Here is a 19,971-nt window from a genome sequence, read left to right as displayed (position 1 = left end):
GGCACGGGTGAGACGGGAGTGAAGTCTCGTCGGAACGCGTCCGATAGATCCACCGGCGACGCCTCGTGCCGGGGCGGCCCGGGGGACTCCTGCATGCTCACGCTGCACACCGACGACGCCTGCCCGATGAAGCTCGAATCTGACCGGCGCAAGACGCCGCGTCGCACGATGAACGGCGGGGCGATGGCGGTCTTCAGCGACGGGCCCGGGCCCGGCACGCTCTCGCGTGTCGAGGTGCTGGACGCGTCGTGGACGGGGATCGGCGTGCGCAGCCCGGCGCCGGTGATGCCGGGGTCGAGCGTCTCGCTGGTGCCCGAGTCGCCGATGTGGCCCAGGCAGACGGGGATCGTGGTGCGCTGCGAGCCCGACGGGCAGGGCGCGTACCGCGTGGGCATCATGAGCAAGCGGCGCTCGGCGGTGGCCTGAACGCCCGCGGCGGGCTACTTGAGCACGCCGGCCCGCTCCATCGCGATCATGGCGGCGCCGTACACGCCGGCGGTGTCTTCGAGCATGCTGGGGACGACCTCGACCTTCTTGCACGCGTCGGGGAAGGCGACCTCGCGCGCGACGGTCTGGACGCGCTCGACGAAGGGCATGCCCAGGGCCTCGGTGAGCCCGCCCCCGAGCACGACGCGCGGGAGGCTGAGCAGCGTGACGACGCTGCCGATGGCCTGTCCCAGCAGGTCGGCGGCGGCGTCGGCGACCTCGATAACGAGCGCGTCCTCGCGGTCGCCCTCGTGGTAGTGGCGGGCGAGCGTGCGCGAGCGGATCTTGGTGTAGTCGTCGCCGATCTCGGCGGTGAGGCGCGACTTCTGGTTGGAGCGCAGGAGCGCGGCGAGGCGCTCGACGATGGCGGTGCGCGAGCAGTGCTGCTCGAGCGTGCGCACGCCCCGGGGCATGTTGGGCAGCAGGATGGTGTGCCCGATCTCGCCGGCGGTCCAGAAGTGCCCGTAGTAGAGCGCGCCGTTGAGGATGAGCCCGCCCCCGACGCCCGTGCCGAGCCAGACGCCCAGCAGGTCGCGCGCGTTCTTGCCGGCGCCCAGCTTGTTCTCGCCGAAGACCGCGACGTTCACGTCGTTGTCGAGAAAGACCTTGGTCTTGAGACGCTTGGCGAGCAGGTCGGCCAGGGGGACGTTGTCCCAGCGGAGGTTGACGGCCTCGAGCACGAGCCCGCGCGTCGGGTCGACCGCGCCGGGCGCGCCGATCCCCACGCCCCCGATCGCCCCCGGGCTCACGCCCGCGTCCGCGCAGGCCTCGGCGATGCCGGCCTCGATGCGGCCCAGGACGCCCTCGAGTTTTTCCTCGGCCTTGGTCTTGCGCTTGGCCTCGCCGATCAGCTTCAAGTCGTGCGACACCACGCCGAACTGGATGTTCGTGCCCCCGAGATCAACCCCCACGAACGGCTTGGCTGGCGGCATGCGACTCCTCCCACGGGTCCCGAGTGTACTCGGCGCCCCCGACGGCGGACGGGCTAGACGAGACGGTGCGCCTGCACGGCGCAGTCGGCAGGGGCCGCCCGGCGCACCTGTTCCATCGTCTTGGCGGGGCGGGAGGTCTGGATGAACACGCAACTTCCGCTCCCGGTCAGGTGGGCGTCGAGGCGCGTCGCCCGGGAGAGATCCCGCAGAAGGGGCGCCAGGCGGGGTTCCACGCGGCAGGCGGCGGGGGTGAGGTCGTTGAAGAGCTGGCGCCCGTCCAGCCCGTCGGCCGAGCGGGCCAGACGCGCCCGCACGAGATCGGCGCGCAGGTGGTGCGGCTGGGGCGGACGCCCGCCCCCCGAGGCGTGCATGAGTTCCCACTCCTGGCGGCGCTCCTGGTCTGCCTGGGCGATGACCTCGTCGAACGCGCGGTAGACGGCGCCCGTGGCGCACGGGTACGGCGGCACGACGAGCACCACGTCGCCCTCGGCGCGCTCCACCCGTTCCACCCGCTCGCCAAAGCCCTCGACGATCGCCGGCGCGGGCGGGGCCTGCGGGTGCGGATCGATGAAGAACGCGACGTCGGACCCGAGCTGCGCGCCGATGCCCGCGAGCGTCTCGACCGGCAGGTCCGGGACGAAGAGCGTGCGCAGCGCCAGCAGCGTGGCGGCGGCGTCGGACGAGCCCCCGCCCAGCCCCGCGCCGACGGGGATGCGCTTGCGCACCTCGACGCGGGCGGCGAGCGGACGCCCGAGGTGGGCCTCGAGCAGGTCGTGGGCGCGCCGGGCGAGGTCGGCCTCCGGGGGCCAGTCGATGGGCGTGGGGCGGAGCGCGTCGGGGGCCCAGGAGACGGCGAACGCGCGCGGGGCGCCGGGCGCCAGGGGCGTGACGGTGACGTCGTCCCAGAGGTCGATGCAGGCGACCCACGTGCAGATGGGGTGCCAGCCGGGGCGGGGCGCGTGGGCGGGCTCGGGCGGGCCGAGCGAGAGCGCCAGGTTGACTTTGGCGGGCGCGCGCCGGGTGATTGGTTCGCTCATCGGTGTGCGCGTCGGCGCGCTGCCAACAATACGCCGCGGGCGACGGCCCACGGGAGGTTGCATGAAGGTCGGCGACCTGGTGCGCGCTATGGAGCGGCTGGCCCCGCTGGGGCAGGCGGCGGAGTGGGACAAGGTGGGGCTGCTGGTGGGCGATTCGGCGCGGGACCTGTCCGGGCCGGTGCTGCTCACGATCGACCTCACCGAGCGCGTGCTGCGCGAGGCGGTGGAAATGCGGGCCGGCGCGGTCGTGGCGTATCACCCGCCGATCTGGGAGCCCCTCACGCGCATCACCGACGCGACGCCCCGCCAGCGGGTGTTGCTACGCGCGATCGAGGCGGGGCTGGCGGTGTACGCGCCCCACACGTCGCTGGACGCGGCGTCGGGGGGCATGACGGACTGGCTGTGCGAGGGGCTGTCGGGGAGCACGCAGCCGGGGAAGATCCTGGGCGATTGCCGGGCGCTCGTGCCCCACGCGCGGGAAGCCCCGACGCAGGAACTGAAGATCGTGACGTTCGTGCCCGCGGCGAGCGTGGAGGGCGTGCGCGACGCGCTGGCGTCGGCGGGCGCGGGGATCATCGGGCAGTACACGCTGTGCTCGTTCACGACGCCCGGCGCCGGGACGTACCTGGGCGGCGAGGGCACGCACCCAGCCACGGGGATCCCGGGTCGGCGCGAGGAAGTGGCGGAAGTGCGGCTGGAGATGGTGTGCTCGCGGGCGGCGCTGGCGCTGGCGCTCGAGACGCTGCGGCGTTTCCACCCGTACGAGGAGCCCGCGATCGACGTGTACGAACTGGTGCGCCAGCCGCGCCGGAACGTGGGGGCTGGGCGGCGGCTGCAGTTGGATCGTCCGGCGACGGTGCGCGAACTGGCGGAGCGGCTGAAGGCGTTCATCCGCAGGCCGTTCGTGCGGTTCGCGCTGGCGGACCCGGACCAGGACCGCGTGGTGTCGCGTGTGGGCGTGGTGTGCGGGGCGGGGGGGTCGCACAGCCGGGAGGCGGCCCGCCAGGGGTGCGAGGTGTTCGTGACCGGCGAGATGGCGCACCACGACGTGCTGGGCGCGCTGCACGCGGGGATGAGCGTGATCCTGGGCGGGCACACGAGCACGGAGCGCGGGTTCCTGCCGCGGCTGCGCGAGAGGCTGGCGCTGGAAGGCTTCGACGCCCGGGTGAGCACGATGGACCGCGACATCCTGACGACGATCTAGCCGCGCACGAATCGCCCCGGCGCGGCGCTATTGCGGGGGCGCGCTCGGCGCGGGCGTGGCCTCGCCTTCGAACGACGAGGTGAGCGCGGGCCAGCCGGATTCTTCGAGGGTCTGGCGGATGACCCCCAGCGGGCGATACGTGATCTCGCCGGTGATACGCAGCGGGGCGCCGGGCGCGAGGCCGGTGCGCGCGGGGATGCCCGCGGGCAGGAAGACGCTGCGCGTGGCGTAGCCCGGGAGGGTGGCCTCGGCGGAGCGTTCGCCCTCGAAGACGCGGGTGCCCCCGCTCCAGACCTCGTACCGCACGTCGCGCAGGTGCAGGGCCTCGCGGTTGGGGTTGGTGGCGGCGACCTCGAAGACGACCTGCGCGCCTTCGGGCGTGCGTTCGCCCGGCGCGGCCCCGAGCACCTGCGTGCGGGGTGGAGCGCCCGAGGAGCAGCCCGTCAGGCCCGTGCTCAGGCCGACGAGGGACGCGATGGTCGCCGCGGCGAGTGCGGCGGCGAGAGCGGGTTGGGTCGGCGGCATCGCGCCAGTGTACTCAGTCGGCGGGGAACTCGACCCAGCGGGCGTCGCCGCTCATCGCGATGAGGTGGTAGTCGGCGCCGGCCTCGCGGGCGGCCTCGGTGAAGAGCAGCCAGTGGGCCATGAGCCCGCAGAGGACCGCGAAGACGAGCCAGGTGGCGATCTCGGCGTGTCGCTTGCGCCGCGAGTAGAACAGCACGCCCACGCCGAACACCGTCAGCGCGACCTTCCAGAGCACGACGAGGGCGGGCGAATCGTGGGCCATGACCATGCGGGCGACGGGGTTTGATTCGAGCATGCCCACGTGCGTGGCGAAGAGGAGCGTCATGTAGAGGTCGGCCAGGCTCATGCACGCCGTGCCCACGAGCAGCGAGGTGACGCGGACGCAGCGCGCCGGCTCGGAGAGTGTCTCGTGGAGCGGACGCACCCGCCACGCGGAACAGGCTCGTGCGGCCCGGAGCGGGAACGTTGCGCTCGCTCGGAGAGTGGACATGCGCTGGACGCAGGCATCGGCGGAGAGCCCGGGCATGTTGAGCCGATGCGTGCACGGGGCGAAGAGCACGTGAACAATGCTGCGTCCCGTCGGGTTCGTGTGAAAGATCCGGATGAAACCGCCGATGCTGCCAAGTCCGAGCGCACCGGCGCGCGGCGCGGGGCGTATGGACGGTCGGAGGTTCGATGCGTCCGATAGTGGCCCTGTCGTTGCTCGCCCCGCTCGCCCTGGTCGCGCCCGAGGCGTTTGCGCAGCGGGCCAGGGCCGTCAACCCCGACGATTCGGTGACCGCGGCGGACGCGCTGGTGCGGGTCCTGGAACTCGACGCGGGCGGGAACACGCCCGAGGGGCTCCGCGTGCTCCAGCAGGTGCTGGAGAACGAGGGCGAGCGTCTGCTCCCGGTCGAGGGCGACGCGGACCTGTACGTGCCGGTGCGACGGGTGGTGCACACGCTGCTGGTGCGGCGGCCCGAGCTGCTGGCGCGATACCGCGCGCAGGAAGGGCCGCGGGCGGCGGAGTTGCTCCAATCGGGCGATCTGGCGCGCGTGGAGCGGACGCACCTGCTGACGCCCTCGGGGTTCGAGGCGATGCTGCGTCTGGCGCAGTTGGAACTGGAATCCGGGCGGTTCGAGAGCGCCCGGCTGATGCTCGAGCAGGGCGAGGACCATCCGGACCGCACCGGCGCGAACGCCGCCGACGCGGCGCGTCTGGCGTTGGCGATCGCCGCGCGTGTGGAGCGTGAGGGCGTCGCCGCGTGGGCGGCGCGGTGGGCACGCGAAGGGGGCGTGGGGGCGCCCGCGCCCGGGGGCGACGAGGCGGGCGTGCCGGAACTCGCGCGGCCGGCGCGCACCATCCTCGACGCGGGCCCGCCCATCGACGCGGCCCAACTCCCCACCATCCCGCTGCGGTCCGTGCGCCTCGCGCCCGTCACCGACGAGCCGGAGGTCGCCGGGTTGGCGGCGTGGGCGCCGGTCGTTTCCGGGCGGAGCGTGTTCGTGAACGACGGGCGGGGCGTGCGGGGCCTGGACGCGGTCACGCTGACCCCTTTGTGGAGCACGCCCTTGGGCTCGCCGGGGCGGTCGCGGTCGCGCGCCGGGTTCGACCGCATGAACTCGATGACGTTCGGCGGGGCGCAGGGCGCCGACCTCGGCTTCCCGGGCGTGGGCGGGGGCGTGGTGGTGGCGCACAACGCCGGGCCTGATCAGCCCGTGCAGCGCCCCGACCGGCAAGTCGTGGGCCTGGACGTGCGGGACGGACGCTCGCTGTGGGAGGTCGCCGTCGGGGACATCGACGGGCGCCTGGAGCAGTCGAGCGTGCGGGGGGGCGTCGTGGTCGACGCGGACACGGCGATCCTGGCGTTCCGCGAGTCGGGGCCGACGGTGCGCCTCAACCGCACGCACCTGGTCGGGCTCGATCTGTACACCGGGCGCCCGAAGTGGGTCCGCCTGCTGGGCAGCGTCGGCACGAACCCCTGGGGGCGGCTCTCGTCGCGCCCTGACCTGACGGTGGTGCACGAGGGGATCGTGTACCGGGGTGATGAGATGGGCGTGATCGGGGCGTTCGAGGCGGCGACGGGGCGGCCCCGGTGGGTGCGCACGCTCGCCCCGCCGCGGGCGCAGGACGCGATGGGGTTCCGCCCCACCGCGCCCGTCCCCGCGCACGAGTCGAACGCGCCCGCGCTGAGCGGCGGGTCGCTGTTCTACGTGGAGCCCGGGCGCGGGAGCGTCGTCGAACTGGACGCGGCGACCGGCGCGCTGCGGGCGCAGCGTGACGCGGCCCCGCTGGGCGAACCGCGCTACGTGCTGATCGCGGGCGATCAACTCGCGTGCGTGACGCCCACGCGGGTGGTGTTCGTGGCGCGCGAGGCGCTGGCGGAGGGGAGCATCCGTCTGTCGCAGGAGTTCCGCGGGCAGGTGCCCGTGGGGCGGGTGGTGACGTTCGGGCCGCTGGTGTACGTGCCGTTGGCCGACGGTGTGGCGGTGATCGACCCCGCGCGCCCGTCGGAGGCGCGACGCCTGGCGATGCCGGCGACGGGGTCGATGCTCGCGGTGGCGGGGGAGGACGGCGGGGGCGCGCACGTGCTGGCGCTCGACGCGACGTCGATCCACACGTACGTCGCGTGGGAGCACGCGCGGGCGCTGCTGGAGCGCCGGGTGGCGCAGTCGCCGGCGGATCCGGCGCCGCTGCTCACGTACATCGAACTGGTGGACCGCGCCGGGCGCGGGGGCGAAGTCGCGCCGCTGGCCGACCGGGTGCTCGCGCTGCTCGAGGCGCGCGGGGCGGACGAGGCGTCGACGCCCGCCCGCACGCAGCTCACCGAACTGCTGCTCGCGATGATCCGGCGGGCGCGGGCGGCGTGGAGCCAGCCGTCGCGCCCGGCCGACCCGCTCGGCACGCCCCCGATCACCGACGCCGCGGTGCTGGGCGAGATCCTGGCACGCCTGGCGCGGGCGGCGGACGCGCCGCGCGACGCGGCGCGGGTGCTGCTCGAGACGGCGTGGCTGGCGGACGTGCAGAACCGACCCGACGCGGGCGTGGACGCGTACCAGCGCATCCTGCTGGACCCCGCGCTGGCCGCGGCGGCGCTGGAAGAGGCCGAGTACGCCGGCGATGCGGCGGGCGACGTGGCGGCGGCGCGACTGGCGGCGCTGCTGCGACGGTCGGGCCCGGGCGCGTACGCGGCGTTCGACGAGGAAGCGCGCCTCGCGGCGGACGCCCTGCCCCAGGACGCGGGCGCGGACCAACTGGCCGGCATCGCGTCGCGCTATCCGGGGTCGTCGATGGCGCCGGACCTGTGGCGCCGGGCGGCGGAGGCCCACGCGCGCGACGGGCGCGACGAGCGGGCCCGCCGGGCCGTGGGCGCGGGGCTGGCGGCGGCGGAACTGGCGCGGGACCTGGGGCGCCCGGGCCTGGAGCCGGTGGTGGGGGCGCTGGCCAACGCGCTCGTCGCCGGGCCCGAGACGCCGGCTTTGCGGGGCGGTCTATACCGCGAGATGCGCCGGGTGGCGCTGAACTTTCCGGGCGTGCGGGTGACGACGCCCGCGGGCGAGGTCTCGGCGGGGGCCGCGGCCGAGGCGCTGCGAACGGCGCTCGCGTCGCGCGATTGGCCGGCGTTGCTGGGGACGCAGGTACGGGCGGAGCGGTTCATCGAAGGGCTGGACCCGCGGACACCATTGTTCACGCAAGCGCCCGGGCTGGCGACGGACTGCGTGCTGCTGGTGGGCGAGGGGCGCGTGGAACTGTGGGGCGTGAACGCGTGCACGGGCGAGTTGTCGGCGGTGTGGCGTCGGGAGAGCGAGGCGGAGCCATCGCCGATCCTGCTGACGCCCGACGCGGCGCTGCTGCACTGGCCCGGCGCGGGGGGCGGCTGGCTGGAGCGGATCGGGGTCGACGGCAGAACGGCGTGGAAGTCGCGTGAGTTGGGGGGCGTGCTGCGCGGGCCCGCGGGGCTGCCCGAAGCGCCGGCAATGCCCACGCCGCTCGACGGCGACGCCGGGCCGGCGGACCTGGTCGTGAGCACGGACGGGCGGACGGTGACGATCGTGCGTCGGTCGGGCGCCGCGGCGACGATCGACGTGGCGACGGGCGAGGCGTTGTGGGGGTCGGTGCTGCCGATGAGCCCGGTGTTCGAGGTCGCGCACGCGGGCGACACGGTGATCATCGCGGGGCTGCGCGCGTCGGACGACGGACGGACGCAGGAGACGGCGGTGATCTCGGTGGACGCGCGCACGGGCGAGCCTCGCGCCTCGCTGCCGGCGTCGCGGCTGGGGGACCACCCGCGCTGGATCCGCCCGCTGGACGGGGGCGACGCGCTGCTGGCGACGAGCGACGCGCTGCTGCGGTTCTCGCCCGCGACGGGCGAGGTGAAGTGGACGGCGGCGGGGAACCTCGGGCAGACGTCGGTCGCGGGGTGGCAGGCGGGGTCGGCGCTGCTGGTGCTCGACGCGGACATGCGTCTGCGCCGGGGCGAGGCGGGGAGCGGGGTGTTCGATCCGAACCCGCTGCCGATGGGCGAGGATTCGCACAGCCGCCTGTCGCTGCCGGTGAGCGCTGGGGTGGTCAACGGCCGCCTGGTGCTGGCGGGAGCGGAGGGCGTGCGGATCGTGGATCAGCAGGGGGCGCTGGTGGGGGCGGATTCGCTGCGCGAGAGCCGGCTGATGCCCGCGGCGCTGGGGCGCGACGTGCTGGTGACGCTGGACGTGCCGGGCGACGCGTTCTCGCCCGGGTCGAGCGATCTGGCGCGGGTGCTGCTGCTGTCGTCGACCACGGGCAAGGTGCTGGGCGTCGAGCGGGTGCGGGTGTTCGACGTGCCCTCGGCGCTTCTGACGATCGACGGGAAGATCCTGATCGGGCAGGGGGCGGGCACGATCGTGCTCGACGCGCCGGCGCGGTGACCGGCGGGCCCAAAACGCAGGACGACCCCGCCATCACAGAGCGGGGTCGTCTGACGGCGTCCGTGCCGTGCGTTCGGGGGGCCTCAGGCCGCGGCCCGGGCGATGCGCCGGGTCGTCGTGCGGGTGAAGCCGGAGATGGTCGTCGGGCGGGTGTTGGTGCGGGTCGAGGTGGCGCGCGTGGTGGTCGAGCGGGTGGCGCGGGGCGAGGTGGTCGTGCCGCGGGCCGTCGTGCGGGCGGTGGTGCCGCGGGTCGTGGTGTTGCGGGTGGTGGTGTTGCGGGTCGTCGCGCGGGCCGTCGTGTTGCGGGTCGTCGTGTTGCGCGTCGTCGTGCCGCGGGTCGTGGTGCGACGGGCGGTGGTGCGACGGGTACGGGTGTTCGAGCGGCGGGTGGTCGGGGGCATGCGAGGCTCCTGGTCTTCGGACGGACAACGGCGTGGGCGGCGGGCGCTGCTGCCTACCGGCGATAACCACCCGTGCGCACCACCCATCGGCACCGGGAAGACTCCGGTTGAGCGCATGCGGCGCATTTCGTTGGCCGATCTAGACTCCCGACCCGTGCGCACCCCCGACGCCAACCCCGTGCCCCCGCCCGACTGGACGCCCGACTCGTGGCGTGCGCGCCCGCAGGGCGGGACGCCGACGTACCCGGACGAGGGCGCGCTGGCGCGCGAGGTGTCGCGCCTGGGGGCGTTGCCGCCGCTGGTGACGAGCTGGGAGATCGAGCGTCTGCGGCGCGAGCTGGCCGAGGCCGAGGCGGGCAAGCGGTTCGTGCTGCAAGGGGGTGATTGCGCCGAGACGCTGGACGATTGTCGCCCGCAGCTCATCACGAACAAGCTGAAGATCCTGCTGCAGATGTCGCTGGTGCTGGTGCACGCGGGGAAGCGCCCGGTGACGCGCGTCGGGCGGTTCGCGGGGCAGTACGCCAAGCCCCGCTCGAGCCTGGTCGAGACGCGCGGGGGCGTGACGCTGCCGAGCTACTTCGGCGACCTCTTCAACCGGGCGGAGTTCACGCCCGAGGCGCGCACGCCCGACCCGGCGCTGCTGAGCCGCGCGTACCAGCACGCGGCGCTCACGCTGAACTTCATCCGCGCGCTGGTGGAGGGCGGGTTCGCCGACCTGCACCACCCGGAGTACTGGGACCTGTCGTTCTTCCGGCGGGCGACGCTGTCGCCGGAGGTGCGCGCGGAGTACGAGCGGATGACCGCGAGCCTGGCCGACGGGCTGCGCTTCATGGAGGCGCTGGGCGAAAAGGAGATCCACGACCTGACGCGCGTGGAGTTCTTCGCGAGCCACGAGGGGCTGAGTTTGCCCTACGAGTCGTCGCAGACGCGGACCGTGCCGCGGCGCGAGGGGTACTACTGCCTCACGACGCACCTGCCCTGGATCGGCGAGCGGACGCGCGCGCTGGAGGGCGCACACGTGGAGTTCTTCCGGGGCGTGCGCAACCCGGTGGGTGTAAAGCTCGGGCCGAAGTCCACGCCCGCGGAAGTGCTCGCGCTGGTCGAGCGGCTGAACCCGGCGAACGAGGCGGGCAAGCTCGTGCTGATCACGCGCCTGGGCGCGGGGGCGCCGGGGCGGGTGCTGCCCGGGCTGATCGAGGCGGTGCGCGGCGCCGGGCGCCGGGCGCTGTGGATGTGCGACCCCATGCACGCGAACGGCGTGGTGACGCCCGGGGGGATCAAGACGCGCTCGTTCGACGCGATCCTGCGCGAGCTCGAAGAAACGGCGGACGTCTTCGCCTCGCAGGGCATGCGCCTGGGGGGCGTGCACTTCGAACTCACTGGCGAGGACGTGACCGAGTGCATCGGCGGGGCGAGCGGCGTGACGGAATCAGACCTGTCGACGAACTACCTGAGCGCGTGCGACCCGCGCCTCAACTACCAGCAGGCGCTCGAGATGGCCTTCCTGCTCGCACGCCGCCTGCGCGCGCCGAACGGGGCGGGCTCAGCGGGCGCCTGACCTGTCGCGCGAGGGGCCGGGCGTCTTGCCCTCGATGGTGAGCGTGGTCTTCTTTTCGCCCCGGCGTCGCTTGAGCGGGTTGATGCGGGCGGGGAGGACTTCGCGCAGCACGAACGCGGCCCCCAGCAGGGCGAGCACGGTGACCACCCAGAACTGCCAGTCGCCGATGGGCAGGCTCACGCCGAACCGTACCCGCCGGCGAGGGCGAACGCGACCGCGGCCAGGGCCCAGGCGAGCACGGACATCCAGCCGAGCTGGAGCAGGGCCCACTTCGTCCCGCCGCTCTCGCGCGCGGTGACCGCCAGGGTGGGCAGGCACTGCATCGCGAGGACGTAGTAGACGAGCAGGGCCCAACTGACGGGCGGGGTGAAGATGCGCGTCACGCCGTCGTCGCGCGTCGCGGTGGCGAGCGCGGTGAGCACGCCCTCGTCCTCGGCGTCGTCGTGCCCGGTCACGACCACGGCCATGGTGCCCACGAAGACCTCGCGGGCGGCGAAACTCGTGAGCACGCCCACGGTGAGTTTCCAGTCAAAGCCCAGGGGCTCGAAGACCGGCTGGGTGAGGCGTCCCAGGCGGCCGGCGAACGAGTGCGCGAGCGCGTGGCGCGATTCGAGGGCGTCGGCCTCGGCCCGCCACGCCGCCGCGGTCTGGGTGCGTGCGTCTCCCCCGGGCGTCGGGGCGTGCTCGATCAACTGGTCGTCGGGCGCGACGCGCGTGACGACGCGGATGCTCGTGACCGCCTCGGGCGGGTCGACGTGCGGGTAGGCGCTGAGCCACCAGAGCACGATGCAGATCGCCAGGATGTTCGTCCCCGCGTTCTTGAGGAACATCCACGCGCGGTCGTAGGTCGTGACCAGCGCCGTCCAGAGGGAGGGCGCCTTGTACGTCGGCAGTTCCAGCGCCATCGGGCGCGATGCGCCGCGCAGCACCGTCCGCCGGGCCAGGAGCGCGCTGGCCAGGCCCGCGATGATCCCCAGCGCGTAACACCCGACGAACGCGAGGGCCTGTGTGAGCGGGCGACCCGGGAACAGGACGACCGTCAACAGCACGTACACGGGGATCCGGGCCGAGCAACTCATGAACGGCGCGCACAGGATCGCCGCGAGGCGCTCGCGCCGGTCGGGAATGGCCCGGCACGCCATGATCCCCGGGATCGCGCACGCGTGGCTGGAGAGCAGGGGCATGAACGCGTGCCCCGAGAGCCCGAAGGGCGCGAGGAACCGGTTCATCACGAACGCCGCGCGGGCGAGGTACCCCGTGTCCTCGAGCACGGAGATGAGGAACATCAGCAGGCAGATCTGCGGGAGGAAGACCAGCACGCCCGCCAGTCCAGACACCACGCCCCCCGCGAGGAACTCGCGGAGGATGCCGTCGGGCAGCGTCGCCTCGATCCAGCCGGCCAGTGCGCCGAAGACGTCCTCGATGAGCGTCATCGGCAGCTGGGCGAGGCTGAAGATCGCCCAGAAGAGCCCGACCATCACCCCGGCGAACACCAGCAGCCCCAGCACCGGGTGTGTGAACACGCGGTCCAGCCGGTCCGTCCAGCCCGTCCGGCGCGCGGCGACGCCCGACGACGCGACGGCGTGGCAGAGGTCCTCGGCCCAGGATTCCAGCCCGTCGCGCGTGCCGGGGGGCGTGACGTTCGGCACCGTGGCGCGCCCGAGCGCGCCGAGCAGTTCCACCACGCCCGCGCCGGTGCGTGCGTTGGTCGTGATGACCGGGCACCCCAGGCGGAGCGCCAGCGCGGCTCCATCCACACGCAGCCCGCGCCGGGCCGCCAGGTCCATCATGTTCAGCACGACGACGGTGGGCAGGCGGCGGCGGAGCGTCTCGCCGACGAGCGCGAGGTTGCGCTCCAGGTTCGTCGCGTCGACGATCACACACGCCACGTCCGGAGCGGCGGCGACTTGCCCCGGGGGCGCCAGCGTGCCGGCGAGCACGCGCCGGGCGATCTCGGCCTCGGACTGCTCGAGTTCGAGCGAGTAGATGCCCGGGAGATCGATGATCTCGATCGTGTCGGGGCCGTTCCGGGCGAATCCCAGCCGCGCTTCCTGCGTGGTGCCCGGGAAGTTGCCCGTCTTGTGGCGCAGGCCGCAGAGACGGTTGAAGAGCGTCGTCTTGCCGGTGTTGGGGTTGCCGATGAGCGCGACGCGGCGAATGCCCCGCTCGTCGCGCGGCGTGATCGGCCCGCCCGACGCCTCAGGCCGCATGCACGTCACGCGTCCGCCCGCACCTTCACGCGGCTTGCCAGCACCCACGCCAGACCCAGGCGACACCGACAGTCGGCCCGGGCACACTGCGAGCCCTCGCCCGGGCGGCTTGGGTACACCTCGACGATCGTCGGCTCGCCCGTGCGACACACGCGGATCGTGGCGTTGGGACGCAGGCCCATCGCGCGCAGCAGCGTCGCGTCGGCCGGGTCCATGCAGTGCTCGCACACGGCGCCGGTCTGCCCCGCCGCCATGTCCGTCAGCGCGAGCGGCGGGCGCAGGTCGCGTGCCGGCGGCGCGGCGGGCGGCTGGGCCTGCGCTACGGCCTGCGGTACAGGCCCGGGAAGGGCGGTCTCGCCACCAACGTGCTCGCAATCCGCGTCCGCAACCGCCATGAAGCCTCCTGCGATGGGCGAAACGCCCGCTGCCGGAGAATAGTGCAGTTGAGATTCGGTTTCAATGACCTGCGGGTCATGAATTGGCCGCGGGCGGACCCGACGCGGGAGAGGTCGGGCTCAACCGACGAACCGGATACACGCGGGGTAGCGGTAGTACTTGCCATTGCTGGCGGCCTGGGCCGCCAAGACCATGCCGACGAGCCCGAGGACGTAGACCACGGGGACGAGCACGATGCCGACGCACGTGAGGGCCGCCAGCGCGAACGCCCCGATCATGTAGATGACGAGGGAGATCTGGAAGTTCAGCGATTCCTTGCCGTGGTCGTCGATGAACGGCGACTGATTTCGGCGGGCGAGCCACATGACGAGCCCGACGAGGACGGGGACGAAGAAGAGCGAGGTGAGGAGCGAGAGGTGCGTGAGCGTGGCGTAGGTGCGCTCATCGCTGGAGGCGTGAGGGTCGTAGAGGGGGTCGGCGCCGGGATGGGAGGTGTGCGGGTCCATGCTGGCGGGGCTCGCGCTCATGCCATGGGCTTGATTGGGCGAGCGGGGTCGGCGGTTTCAGATTCCTGCCGGGATTGTTGCTGGCATCGCGAGACGAACACAGGCGGGACGCCGGTGCCTCTCAGACAGACGCCTGTACCACCCAGACTGGAGAAACGGCGTCAGTGCCCGAACAGGTTGCGTTCGCCGAAGTAGCCGTTGGCCTCGAAGTAAGCGAGGGCCTCTTCGGTGCTCTTGAAGATGCGGGTGGCGGTCTCGGTGATGAACGGGCTGGGCGACTTGCGGGGCTTCCAGACGACGAAGACTTCCTTGGTGTGCTCGAAGGCGTGGTGGAGCTCGCGTTCGACGCCGCTGGAGAGGCCGGGGAACTCTTTCCCGCCGGCGGTGGGGATCTCGGGGATGTAGCTGACGATCATGTCGGCCTGGTCGATGAGCTTGAAGTCGCGCATGTAGATCTGGCCGTCGATGTCGCCGGCGATGTCGAGGACCTCGCGGACGCGCACGCGGATGGGGCGTGCCGGGCCGCCGGGGGCGCCGGAGGCGGGGATGGCCCCGCCGAAGGCATGGGGCGCGACGTCGAGGTAGTCCTTGCCGTCCTTGCTGGCGGCGATGGCGCGTTCGAGCAGGAGCTTCTCGTCGACATCGCCGGGGTCGAAGGTGATGAAGTGCTCGGCGAGCTGGGCGCGGAAGGCGTCGATCTCGGCGAGCACCTCGGGCATGTCGACGACGTGGCTCATCGGGAAGCTCGGGTACACCTTGCGCATGCCCGGGCGGCAGACCAGGCGGAAGAGCGTGCGCGTGGTGGGGGAGTGACGCCCGCGCGCCATGATGTAGAAGCGGCTGTCGGGGATCGTCTTGCTCATGAGCTCGGTCGCGAGGATCTCTTCCTCGCGCCAGACCATGCAGTCCTTGAGCGTGGCGTCGATCTCGTGGTCGGCGTGGAGTCGGTGGTGCACCACCTCGATGTTGTCGACGAGGCAGATGAAGAGGTCGGGCTGGAGCTTGGAGATCTGGTCGTAGTCGAAGGCGGCGAACAGGCCGTGCCGCCAGCGGAACGTGGCGTGCGTGTTCACGATCATGTTGGGGACGTCGCGTCCTTCGGAGATGACGTCCTTGAACGCGGCGCGGCGCAGCGAGTTCAGGCGCGAGATGGGGAGATCCAGGATCTTGCCCGGGCGGACGTCGGGCGCTTCCTTGTACATGATGTCGCCGACGTGGAAGACCTGGAGCGACTCGCCCTGCTGCCCGGCGAAGCGTGCGGCCCCGTCGAGGTAGGGCTTCTTGTCCATCCCGATCTGACCGGTCACGATCGCGCGCATGCAAGGCTCCCGGAGGAACCCTCACGATAGGGGGCGCGGCCCGGGGGCCATGCCACGCCCCATCCGGAGGTCCGGGCACCGGGTGTTGCGAGCCCCCGCAGCCGGCTAGCCGGGGTTCTGCCCGAGGCGGCGGAGGATCTCCTCTCGCACGCCCTTGGCGTCGGCGGTGCCGCCGGCGAGTTTCATGACCTCGCCCACGAGGCGTCCGGCGGCGGCGACCTTGCCGCCCCGCACATCATCGACGACCTTGGGATTGGCCGCGAAGACCTGCTCGATCCAGCGGCCCAGGGCGGCGTCGTCGCGGACGATGAGCAGTGCGCGTTCGGCCGCGACGCGCTCGGCGAGCGCGAGGGCCTCGCGCGGGTCGCGTTCGTGGGCGGCGAGGTCGCAGAGCGTGGTGAAGAGTTCGTCGGCGCCCTGGTTGCTCAGGCGTGCGTCCTCGCGGAGTTTGGCGATACCCGCGAGGCACGCGGGCGAGAGGCCGACGTCGTGGGCGTGCCCGCCGCGTTCGTTGGCGCGCTTGGCGCAGGCGCCGAGCACCCAGTTGGCCGCGAGCTTGCCGGCGCGGGAGCGTTCGATGTCGAGGGCGACAAGCGCGTCGACGGCGTCTTCGTAGAAGCGGCAGGTGTCGGGCTCGTCGATGAGCGCGAAGGCTTCCTTGGCGGGGAGGTTGGCGTCGGTGGTGTAGCGGCGCAGGCGTGCCGCGGGGAGTTCGGGGACGCGGAGGCGCACGCGCTCGCGCCAGTCGTCGTCGATGGCGACGGGGGGGAGATCGGGGTCGGGGAAGTAGCGGTAGTCGTGGGCGTCTTCCTTCTCGCGCTGCGGGAAGGTGACGGCGCGGGCGTCGTCCCAGCCGCGGGTGACCTTGGCGCCCGGGCCCATCTCGCGCCGGTCGGCGAGCCAGCGCCGGGGCTGCTCGGCGTGCTCGAACTCGATGGCGCCCTTGAGCGAGCGGAACGAGTTGAGATTCTTGACCTCGACGATGGGCGTGCGGACCTCGCGCCCGTCGGCGAGCGCGAGGACGCAGTTGATGTTCGGCTCGAAGCGCATGTGCCCGCGCTGCATGTCGCCCTCGGTGACGCCCAGCAGGCGGCAGGTGGCGCGGAGGAGCTTGGCGAAGAGCACGCACTGCTCGGCGCTGCGGAAGTCCGGGTGCGTGACGATCTCGAGCAGGGGCGTGCCCGCGCGGTTGAGGTCGAGGATGGAGAAGTCGATCGCCCCGCCGCCGGGCGCGTCGTGCAGGAGTTTGCCGGCGTCTTCCTCGAGGTGCGCGCGGATGATGCCGATGCGGGCGCCGGGGCGGGCGGGGTCGGGAAAGCCCCGCTCGTCGGGCGCGGGGAGGTCGAAGCTGCCGTCGAAGCACAGGGGCAGTTGGTACTGGCTGATCTGGTAGGCCTTGGGCATGTCGGGGTAGAAGTAGCTCTTGCGGTCCCAGACGGGGCGGCGGCCGATGGAGCAGTTCAGCGCGAGCCCGACGAGCATGGACATCTCGACCGCCGCGCGGTTCATCACGGGGAGCGCGCCCGGCAGACCCAGGACCACGGGGTCGAGCAGCGAGTTGGGCGGGGCGTCGTGCTCGCCGAAGCCCTGCCCGCCGGCGGCGGCGGGGCTGGGGGCGCCCGAGAACATCTTGCGACGGGTGCTGAGCTCGACGTGGACTTCCATGCCGACGACGAGCGTGCTCGACACGATCTGCGGGGCGGTCATGGACGAAGCGTATCGGGCGGGTCGCGCGGTCAGCGCGTGCCGGCGCGTGCCGCGTGCCGCAGGGCCTCGGATTCGAGGATCGGCGCGCGGGTGGGGCGGATGCCGAGTTCCGCGCAGAGCGCGCGCAGCGTGCGGGGCGGCCCGCTCCAGCCGAAGCGGGCGCGCAGGAACGCGGCGTGCGGATCGTTGGCGGGCGCGCCAAGCGCCCAGTCGCGCACGCGCGCGGGGGGTTCGAGCCAGCGCTGCCACGGGCAGAGCGCGCGGGTCCAATCGGGCAGGCGCACGTCGGGGCCCAGCACGGGGCGGGCGCGCTGCGGGGCGGCGTGCACACCCCGCGCCCAGCGCACGCCCACGCGATCCACCGCGAGGCCCACCGGCCCGGCCAGGCGCCCGCCGCGCCCCGGGTCGAAGGCGTCGACCCCCGCGGCGGCGGCGTCGATGGCCTCGAGCAGCACGCGCTGCATCGACGCGACCGGGAGCGACGCGAGCCCCCCGGGAAGCCGCGCATCCAGCACGCGGACGATCAGCGTGAGTTCGCCCCGCACGAGTTCGGCCTTGAGCCGGGCGGCCCAGCGCAGGTCCGTCTCGATCGCGTCCAGCGCCTCCGCGCGCGGGTGGTCGTCGTCGAGCGGGGCGATCGCCCCCGCCGCCCGGGCGCGCAGGAACTGCAGCGCCAGCCCCCGGGCTCGTTCGAGCGACGGGCGCGCGGGCGTGCGATCGGCGGCGAGCGCGAGGACATCGGCCAGGGGCGCCTGCCCCCCCGCGCCCAGGTCGGCGCCGACGCCCGGCAGGGCGAGCGGATCGGCGGTGTCGCGCGTCGGGCGGGCGGGCGCGTGATCGGCGTGCGCGAGCGCGCCGGACGAGGCGAGTTCGCGCAGGCGCCGGGCGCGCTCGACGTTGATGGCGTGGCGCACCGACGCGCGCGAACGCTGCACACGACGCGCGAGCGTGCCGAGATCGATCCCCAGACGGGCGGCCCGGAAGAGGAGCGCCCGCTCGCGCGCGGACAAGCGCGCGACGCCCCGGAACACCTCGCCCGCGCCGCGGAGGAGCAACGCGCGGATCCCCTCGACGCTGCGCCCGGTGCGCAGGCTCAGGTGCCTGGCGATGCGCGTGCGCGACCACCCGAGCAGCCGGTGGTAGCGGGCGGCGCGCCGTAGCAGCCGGGCCGCCTCGGGCGGGGAGATCCGCTCGTAGGCCCCGGCCCGCGCGAGCAGCGCCCCGTGCCGCGCTTCGAAGGATTCCACGACGTGCGGCATGAAGACGGCGCGCGAGCGCCCGTGCGCGTCGAGCACGCGCCGGGCCGGCAGCCCCTGGCGGCGCAGACGCCCGAGGGTGGCGCGGCTGATCGACCAGCGCGCCAGCAGCGCCGGGACGTCGAGCGCGCCGGGCGCCTCGGAGGCGAGCATGCGGGCGGCGTGGCACTGGCGCTCGACGAACGCGCCCAGCCCCGCGACGACCTCGCGCCCGTCGAGCGGGCGGTCGTCGTGCCCGTCGGGGCGGAAGCCCGTGACGCCCTCGACGAGGCGCGCGTGCGAGCACGGGGCGAGGGGCTCGAGCGTGGTGCAGAGCGTCTCGGCGTTCTCGATGAGGCGCCGACGCGCCTCGCGCGGGGCGAAGCGCACCTGCGACTCGAGTTCCAGCAGCGCGGCGCAGGGCTGACGCGGGATCGGGGGCACGCGGGGGTGATCAGCGGCCGCGCACGCCCGGGGGCGGGGCTTCGGCGGGTGCGGGCTTCCAGGACTCGGCGTTGCCGAGCGATGTGGCCGCGCCCGCGAGGGCGCGCACGACGAGTTCGTACCGCGCCAGGTCGAGGGTGTCGAGCGTGTCGCCGGGCGTGTGGTAGTGCGGGTTGCGGAAGTTCGCGGTGTCGGTGAGCATGAAGCCCGCCAGCCCGGAGTGCACGAACGGCGCGTGGTCGGAGCGCATCATGTCGGGGACGGGCACGGGCAGGAAGTCCACCGGCGTGATCTTGAGCGCGGGCTCGGCGTCGCGCATCGCGGCCATGAGCGGCTGGCTGAACGCGCGGTCGCGCGCCAGGCCGACCACGGCGATCGTGTCGCCGACCGTGGGCGGGTCCCACACGCCCTCGATGGGCGGGATCGGGCTCTGCTGGCTGCCCGGCTTGTCGCTGTAGTACCCGAGCATCTCGAGGCTCACCATCCCCACGACGCGGGCGCGCTCCGCGGGCGAGAGCGACTGCACGTACGCGCGGCTGCCCACGAGCCCGACTTCCTCGAGGTTGAAGAAGCACAGGCGCAGCGTGCGCCGGCGGGGTACGTCTTTGAGTACGCGCGCCAGTTCCATGAGGGCCGCGGCCCCGGTCGCGTTGTCGTCGGCGCCCGGCGAGTTCGGCACGGCGTCGAAGTGCGCGCCCAGCACGAGTACCTCGTCCGCGAGATCGGTGCCGGGAAACTCGACGATGTAGTTGTGCCACGTCTGTTCGGGGGCCGGCTCGGGCGGGGCGGCGGGCACGGCCTCGCCGGGCGTCTGGGTGGGGCGCGTCGGCCTCGGGCGCCAGGGGAAGGGCTGCTCGACCGGGGTCAGGCCGAGTGCGACGAGGCGGTCGCGGACGAGGGCTTCGGCCCGGCGCAGGCCATCCTGGTGCGCCTGATCGCCCATGGGGCTGCGGGCTTGGGGCAGGGCCTTGATGAACTCGACGAGGCGGTCGCGTTCGACGGTGGGGCGCTGGGCGTCGGGGGTGACGGCCTCGGCGGGCGGGACGGGCGGCGCGGGGGCGACCGGCGCCGCGAGGGCGCACGTGCCGCACGCGGCGGCGAGAGCGAACTGGGCGAGTGTGCGCATG

General features: G+C 73.6%; 17 protein-coding genes. 4 read left to right on the top strand and 13 right to left on the bottom strand.

Annotated features, from left to right (window positions below; translation table 11 throughout):
• Window positions 1-93 precede the first annotated feature (93 nt).
• A complete protein-coding gene (locus SFY69_01910; GenBank protein MDX2130792.1) occupies window positions 94-426 on the top strand; it encodes a hypothetical protein in 333 nt (110 codons plus the stop codon).
• A gap of 14 nt (window positions 427-440) precedes the next feature.
• On the opposite strand, the gene SFY69_01905 is transcribed toward SFY69_01910, so the two are convergent.
• Together SFY69_01905 and SFY69_01900 are read right to left on the bottom strand one after the other, a co-directional pair.
• Entirely contained in the window at window positions 441-1,418 is a 978-nt protein-coding gene (locus SFY69_01905; protein ID MDX2130791.1) for an ROK family protein, read from the bottom strand.
• A gap of 53 nt (window positions 1,419-1,471) precedes the next feature.
• A complete protein-coding gene (locus SFY69_01900; protein MDX2130790.1) occupies window positions 1,472-2,455 on the bottom strand; it encodes a hypothetical protein in 984 nt (327 codons plus the stop codon).
• 61 nt (window positions 2,456-2,516) lie between these two features.
• Here SFY69_01900 and SFY69_01895 point away from each other — a divergent pair, with 61 nt between their 5' ends.
• The gene (locus SFY69_01895) at window positions 2,517-3,659 is read left to right on the top strand and encodes a Nif3-like dinuclear metal center hexameric protein (GenBank protein MDX2130789.1); all 1,143 of its coding nucleotides are present in this window, start codon (window positions 2,517-2,519) and stop codon (window positions 3,657-3,659) included.
• 27 nt (window positions 3,660-3,686) lie between these two features.
• Here SFY69_01895 and SFY69_01890 read toward each other — a convergent pair whose 3' ends face one another.
• Together SFY69_01890 and SFY69_01885 are read right to left on the bottom strand one after the other, a co-directional pair.
• Window positions 3,687-4,184 carry a hypothetical protein gene (locus SFY69_01890; protein MDX2130788.1) on the bottom strand — a complete coding sequence of 166 codons (498 nt, stop codon included), beginning with the start codon at window positions 4,182-4,184 and terminating at the stop codon, window positions 3,687-3,689.
• 13 nt (window positions 4,185-4,197) lie between these two features.
• Entirely contained in the window at window positions 4,198-4,608 is a 411-nt protein-coding gene (locus SFY69_01885) for a DUF5658 family protein (protein ID MDX2130787.1), read from the bottom strand.
• A 251-nt stretch (window positions 4,609-4,859) separates the two neighbouring features.
• Between SFY69_01885 and SFY69_01880 the strand changes: the two genes are divergently transcribed.
• Window positions 4,860-9,068, top strand: coding sequence for a PQQ-binding-like beta-propeller repeat protein (locus SFY69_01880; protein MDX2130786.1), 4,209 nt, complete (start codon window positions 4,860-4,862; stop codon window positions 9,066-9,068).
• Between the two features lie 83 nt (window positions 9,069-9,151).
• Here the strand turns inward: SFY69_01880 and SFY69_01875 are convergent, their stop codons facing one another.
• Window positions 9,152-9,469 carry a hypothetical protein gene (locus SFY69_01875; protein ID MDX2130785.1) on the bottom strand — a complete coding sequence of 106 codons (318 nt, stop codon included), beginning with the start codon at window positions 9,467-9,469 and terminating at the stop codon, window positions 9,152-9,154.
• Between the two features lie 154 nt (window positions 9,470-9,623).
• Here SFY69_01875 and SFY69_01870 point away from each other — a divergent pair, with 154 nt between their 5' ends.
• Window positions 9,624-11,027: a 3-deoxy-7-phosphoheptulonate synthase class II gene (locus tag SFY69_01870; protein ID MDX2130784.1), complete on the top strand. Its 1,404-nt coding sequence runs from the start codon at window positions 9,624-9,626 to the stop codon at window positions 11,025-11,027.
• Here the strand turns inward: SFY69_01870 and SFY69_01865 are convergent.
• From SFY69_01865 to SFY69_01830, 8 genes are all read right to left on the bottom strand, one after another.
• Entirely contained in the window at window positions 11,013-11,207 is a 195-nt protein-coding gene (locus tag SFY69_01865) for a hypothetical protein (GenBank protein ID MDX2130783.1), read from the bottom strand. The two genes, SFY69_01870 and SFY69_01865, sit on opposite strands and share 15 nt — an antisense overlap.
• Window positions 11,204-13,237, bottom strand: a complete 2,034-nt coding sequence (locus SFY69_01860; protein ID MDX2130782.1) for a ferrous iron transporter B — start codon at window positions 13,235-13,237, stop codon at window positions 11,204-11,206. The genes SFY69_01865 and SFY69_01860 overlap by 4 nt, the downstream gene beginning before the upstream one ends.
• A gap of 5 nt (window positions 13,238-13,242) precedes the next feature.
• Window positions 13,243-13,632: a FeoA family protein gene (locus SFY69_01855; protein MDX2130781.1), complete on the bottom strand. Its 390-nt coding sequence runs from the start codon at window positions 13,630-13,632 to the stop codon at window positions 13,243-13,245.
• Window positions 13,633-13,752: 120 nt separating this feature from the next.
• Complete coding sequence (locus SFY69_01850) at window positions 13,753-14,160, bottom strand: DUF4870 domain-containing protein (protein MDX2130780.1); 408 nt, start codon at window positions 14,158-14,160, stop codon at window positions 13,753-13,755.
• Between the two features lie 140 nt (window positions 14,161-14,300).
• Entirely contained in the window at window positions 14,301-15,458 is a 1,158-nt protein-coding gene (locus SFY69_01845; GenBank protein MDX2130779.1) for an AAA family ATPase, read from the bottom strand.
• A 105-nt stretch (window positions 15,459-15,563) separates the two neighbouring features.
• Window positions 15,564-17,165, bottom strand: coding sequence for an Asp-tRNA(Asn)/Glu-tRNA(Gln) amidotransferase subunit GatB (gatB, locus tag SFY69_01840; protein MDX2130778.1), 1,602 nt, complete (start codon window positions 17,163-17,165; stop codon window positions 15,564-15,566).
• Between the two features lie 29 nt (window positions 17,166-17,194).
• On the bottom strand, window positions 17,195-18,844 hold the full coding sequence (locus SFY69_01835; GenBank protein ID MDX2130777.1) for a hypothetical protein: 1,650 nt from the start codon (window positions 18,842-18,844) through the stop codon (window positions 17,195-17,197).
• A gap of 10 nt (window positions 18,845-18,854) precedes the next feature.
• Entirely contained in the window at window positions 18,855-19,970 is a 1,116-nt protein-coding gene (locus SFY69_01830; protein MDX2130776.1) for a M20/M25/M40 family metallo-hydrolase, read from the bottom strand.
• Window position 19,971 lies beyond the last annotated feature (1 nt).

It is taken from the genome of Planctomycetota bacterium (assembly GCA_033763975.1).
Lineage (GTDB): Bacteria > Planctomycetota > Phycisphaerae > Phycisphaerales > UBA1924 > RI-211.
The sequence above is the reverse complement of the archived record's forward strand: the minus strand, read 5'-3'. Positions and strand labels throughout refer to the sequence as shown.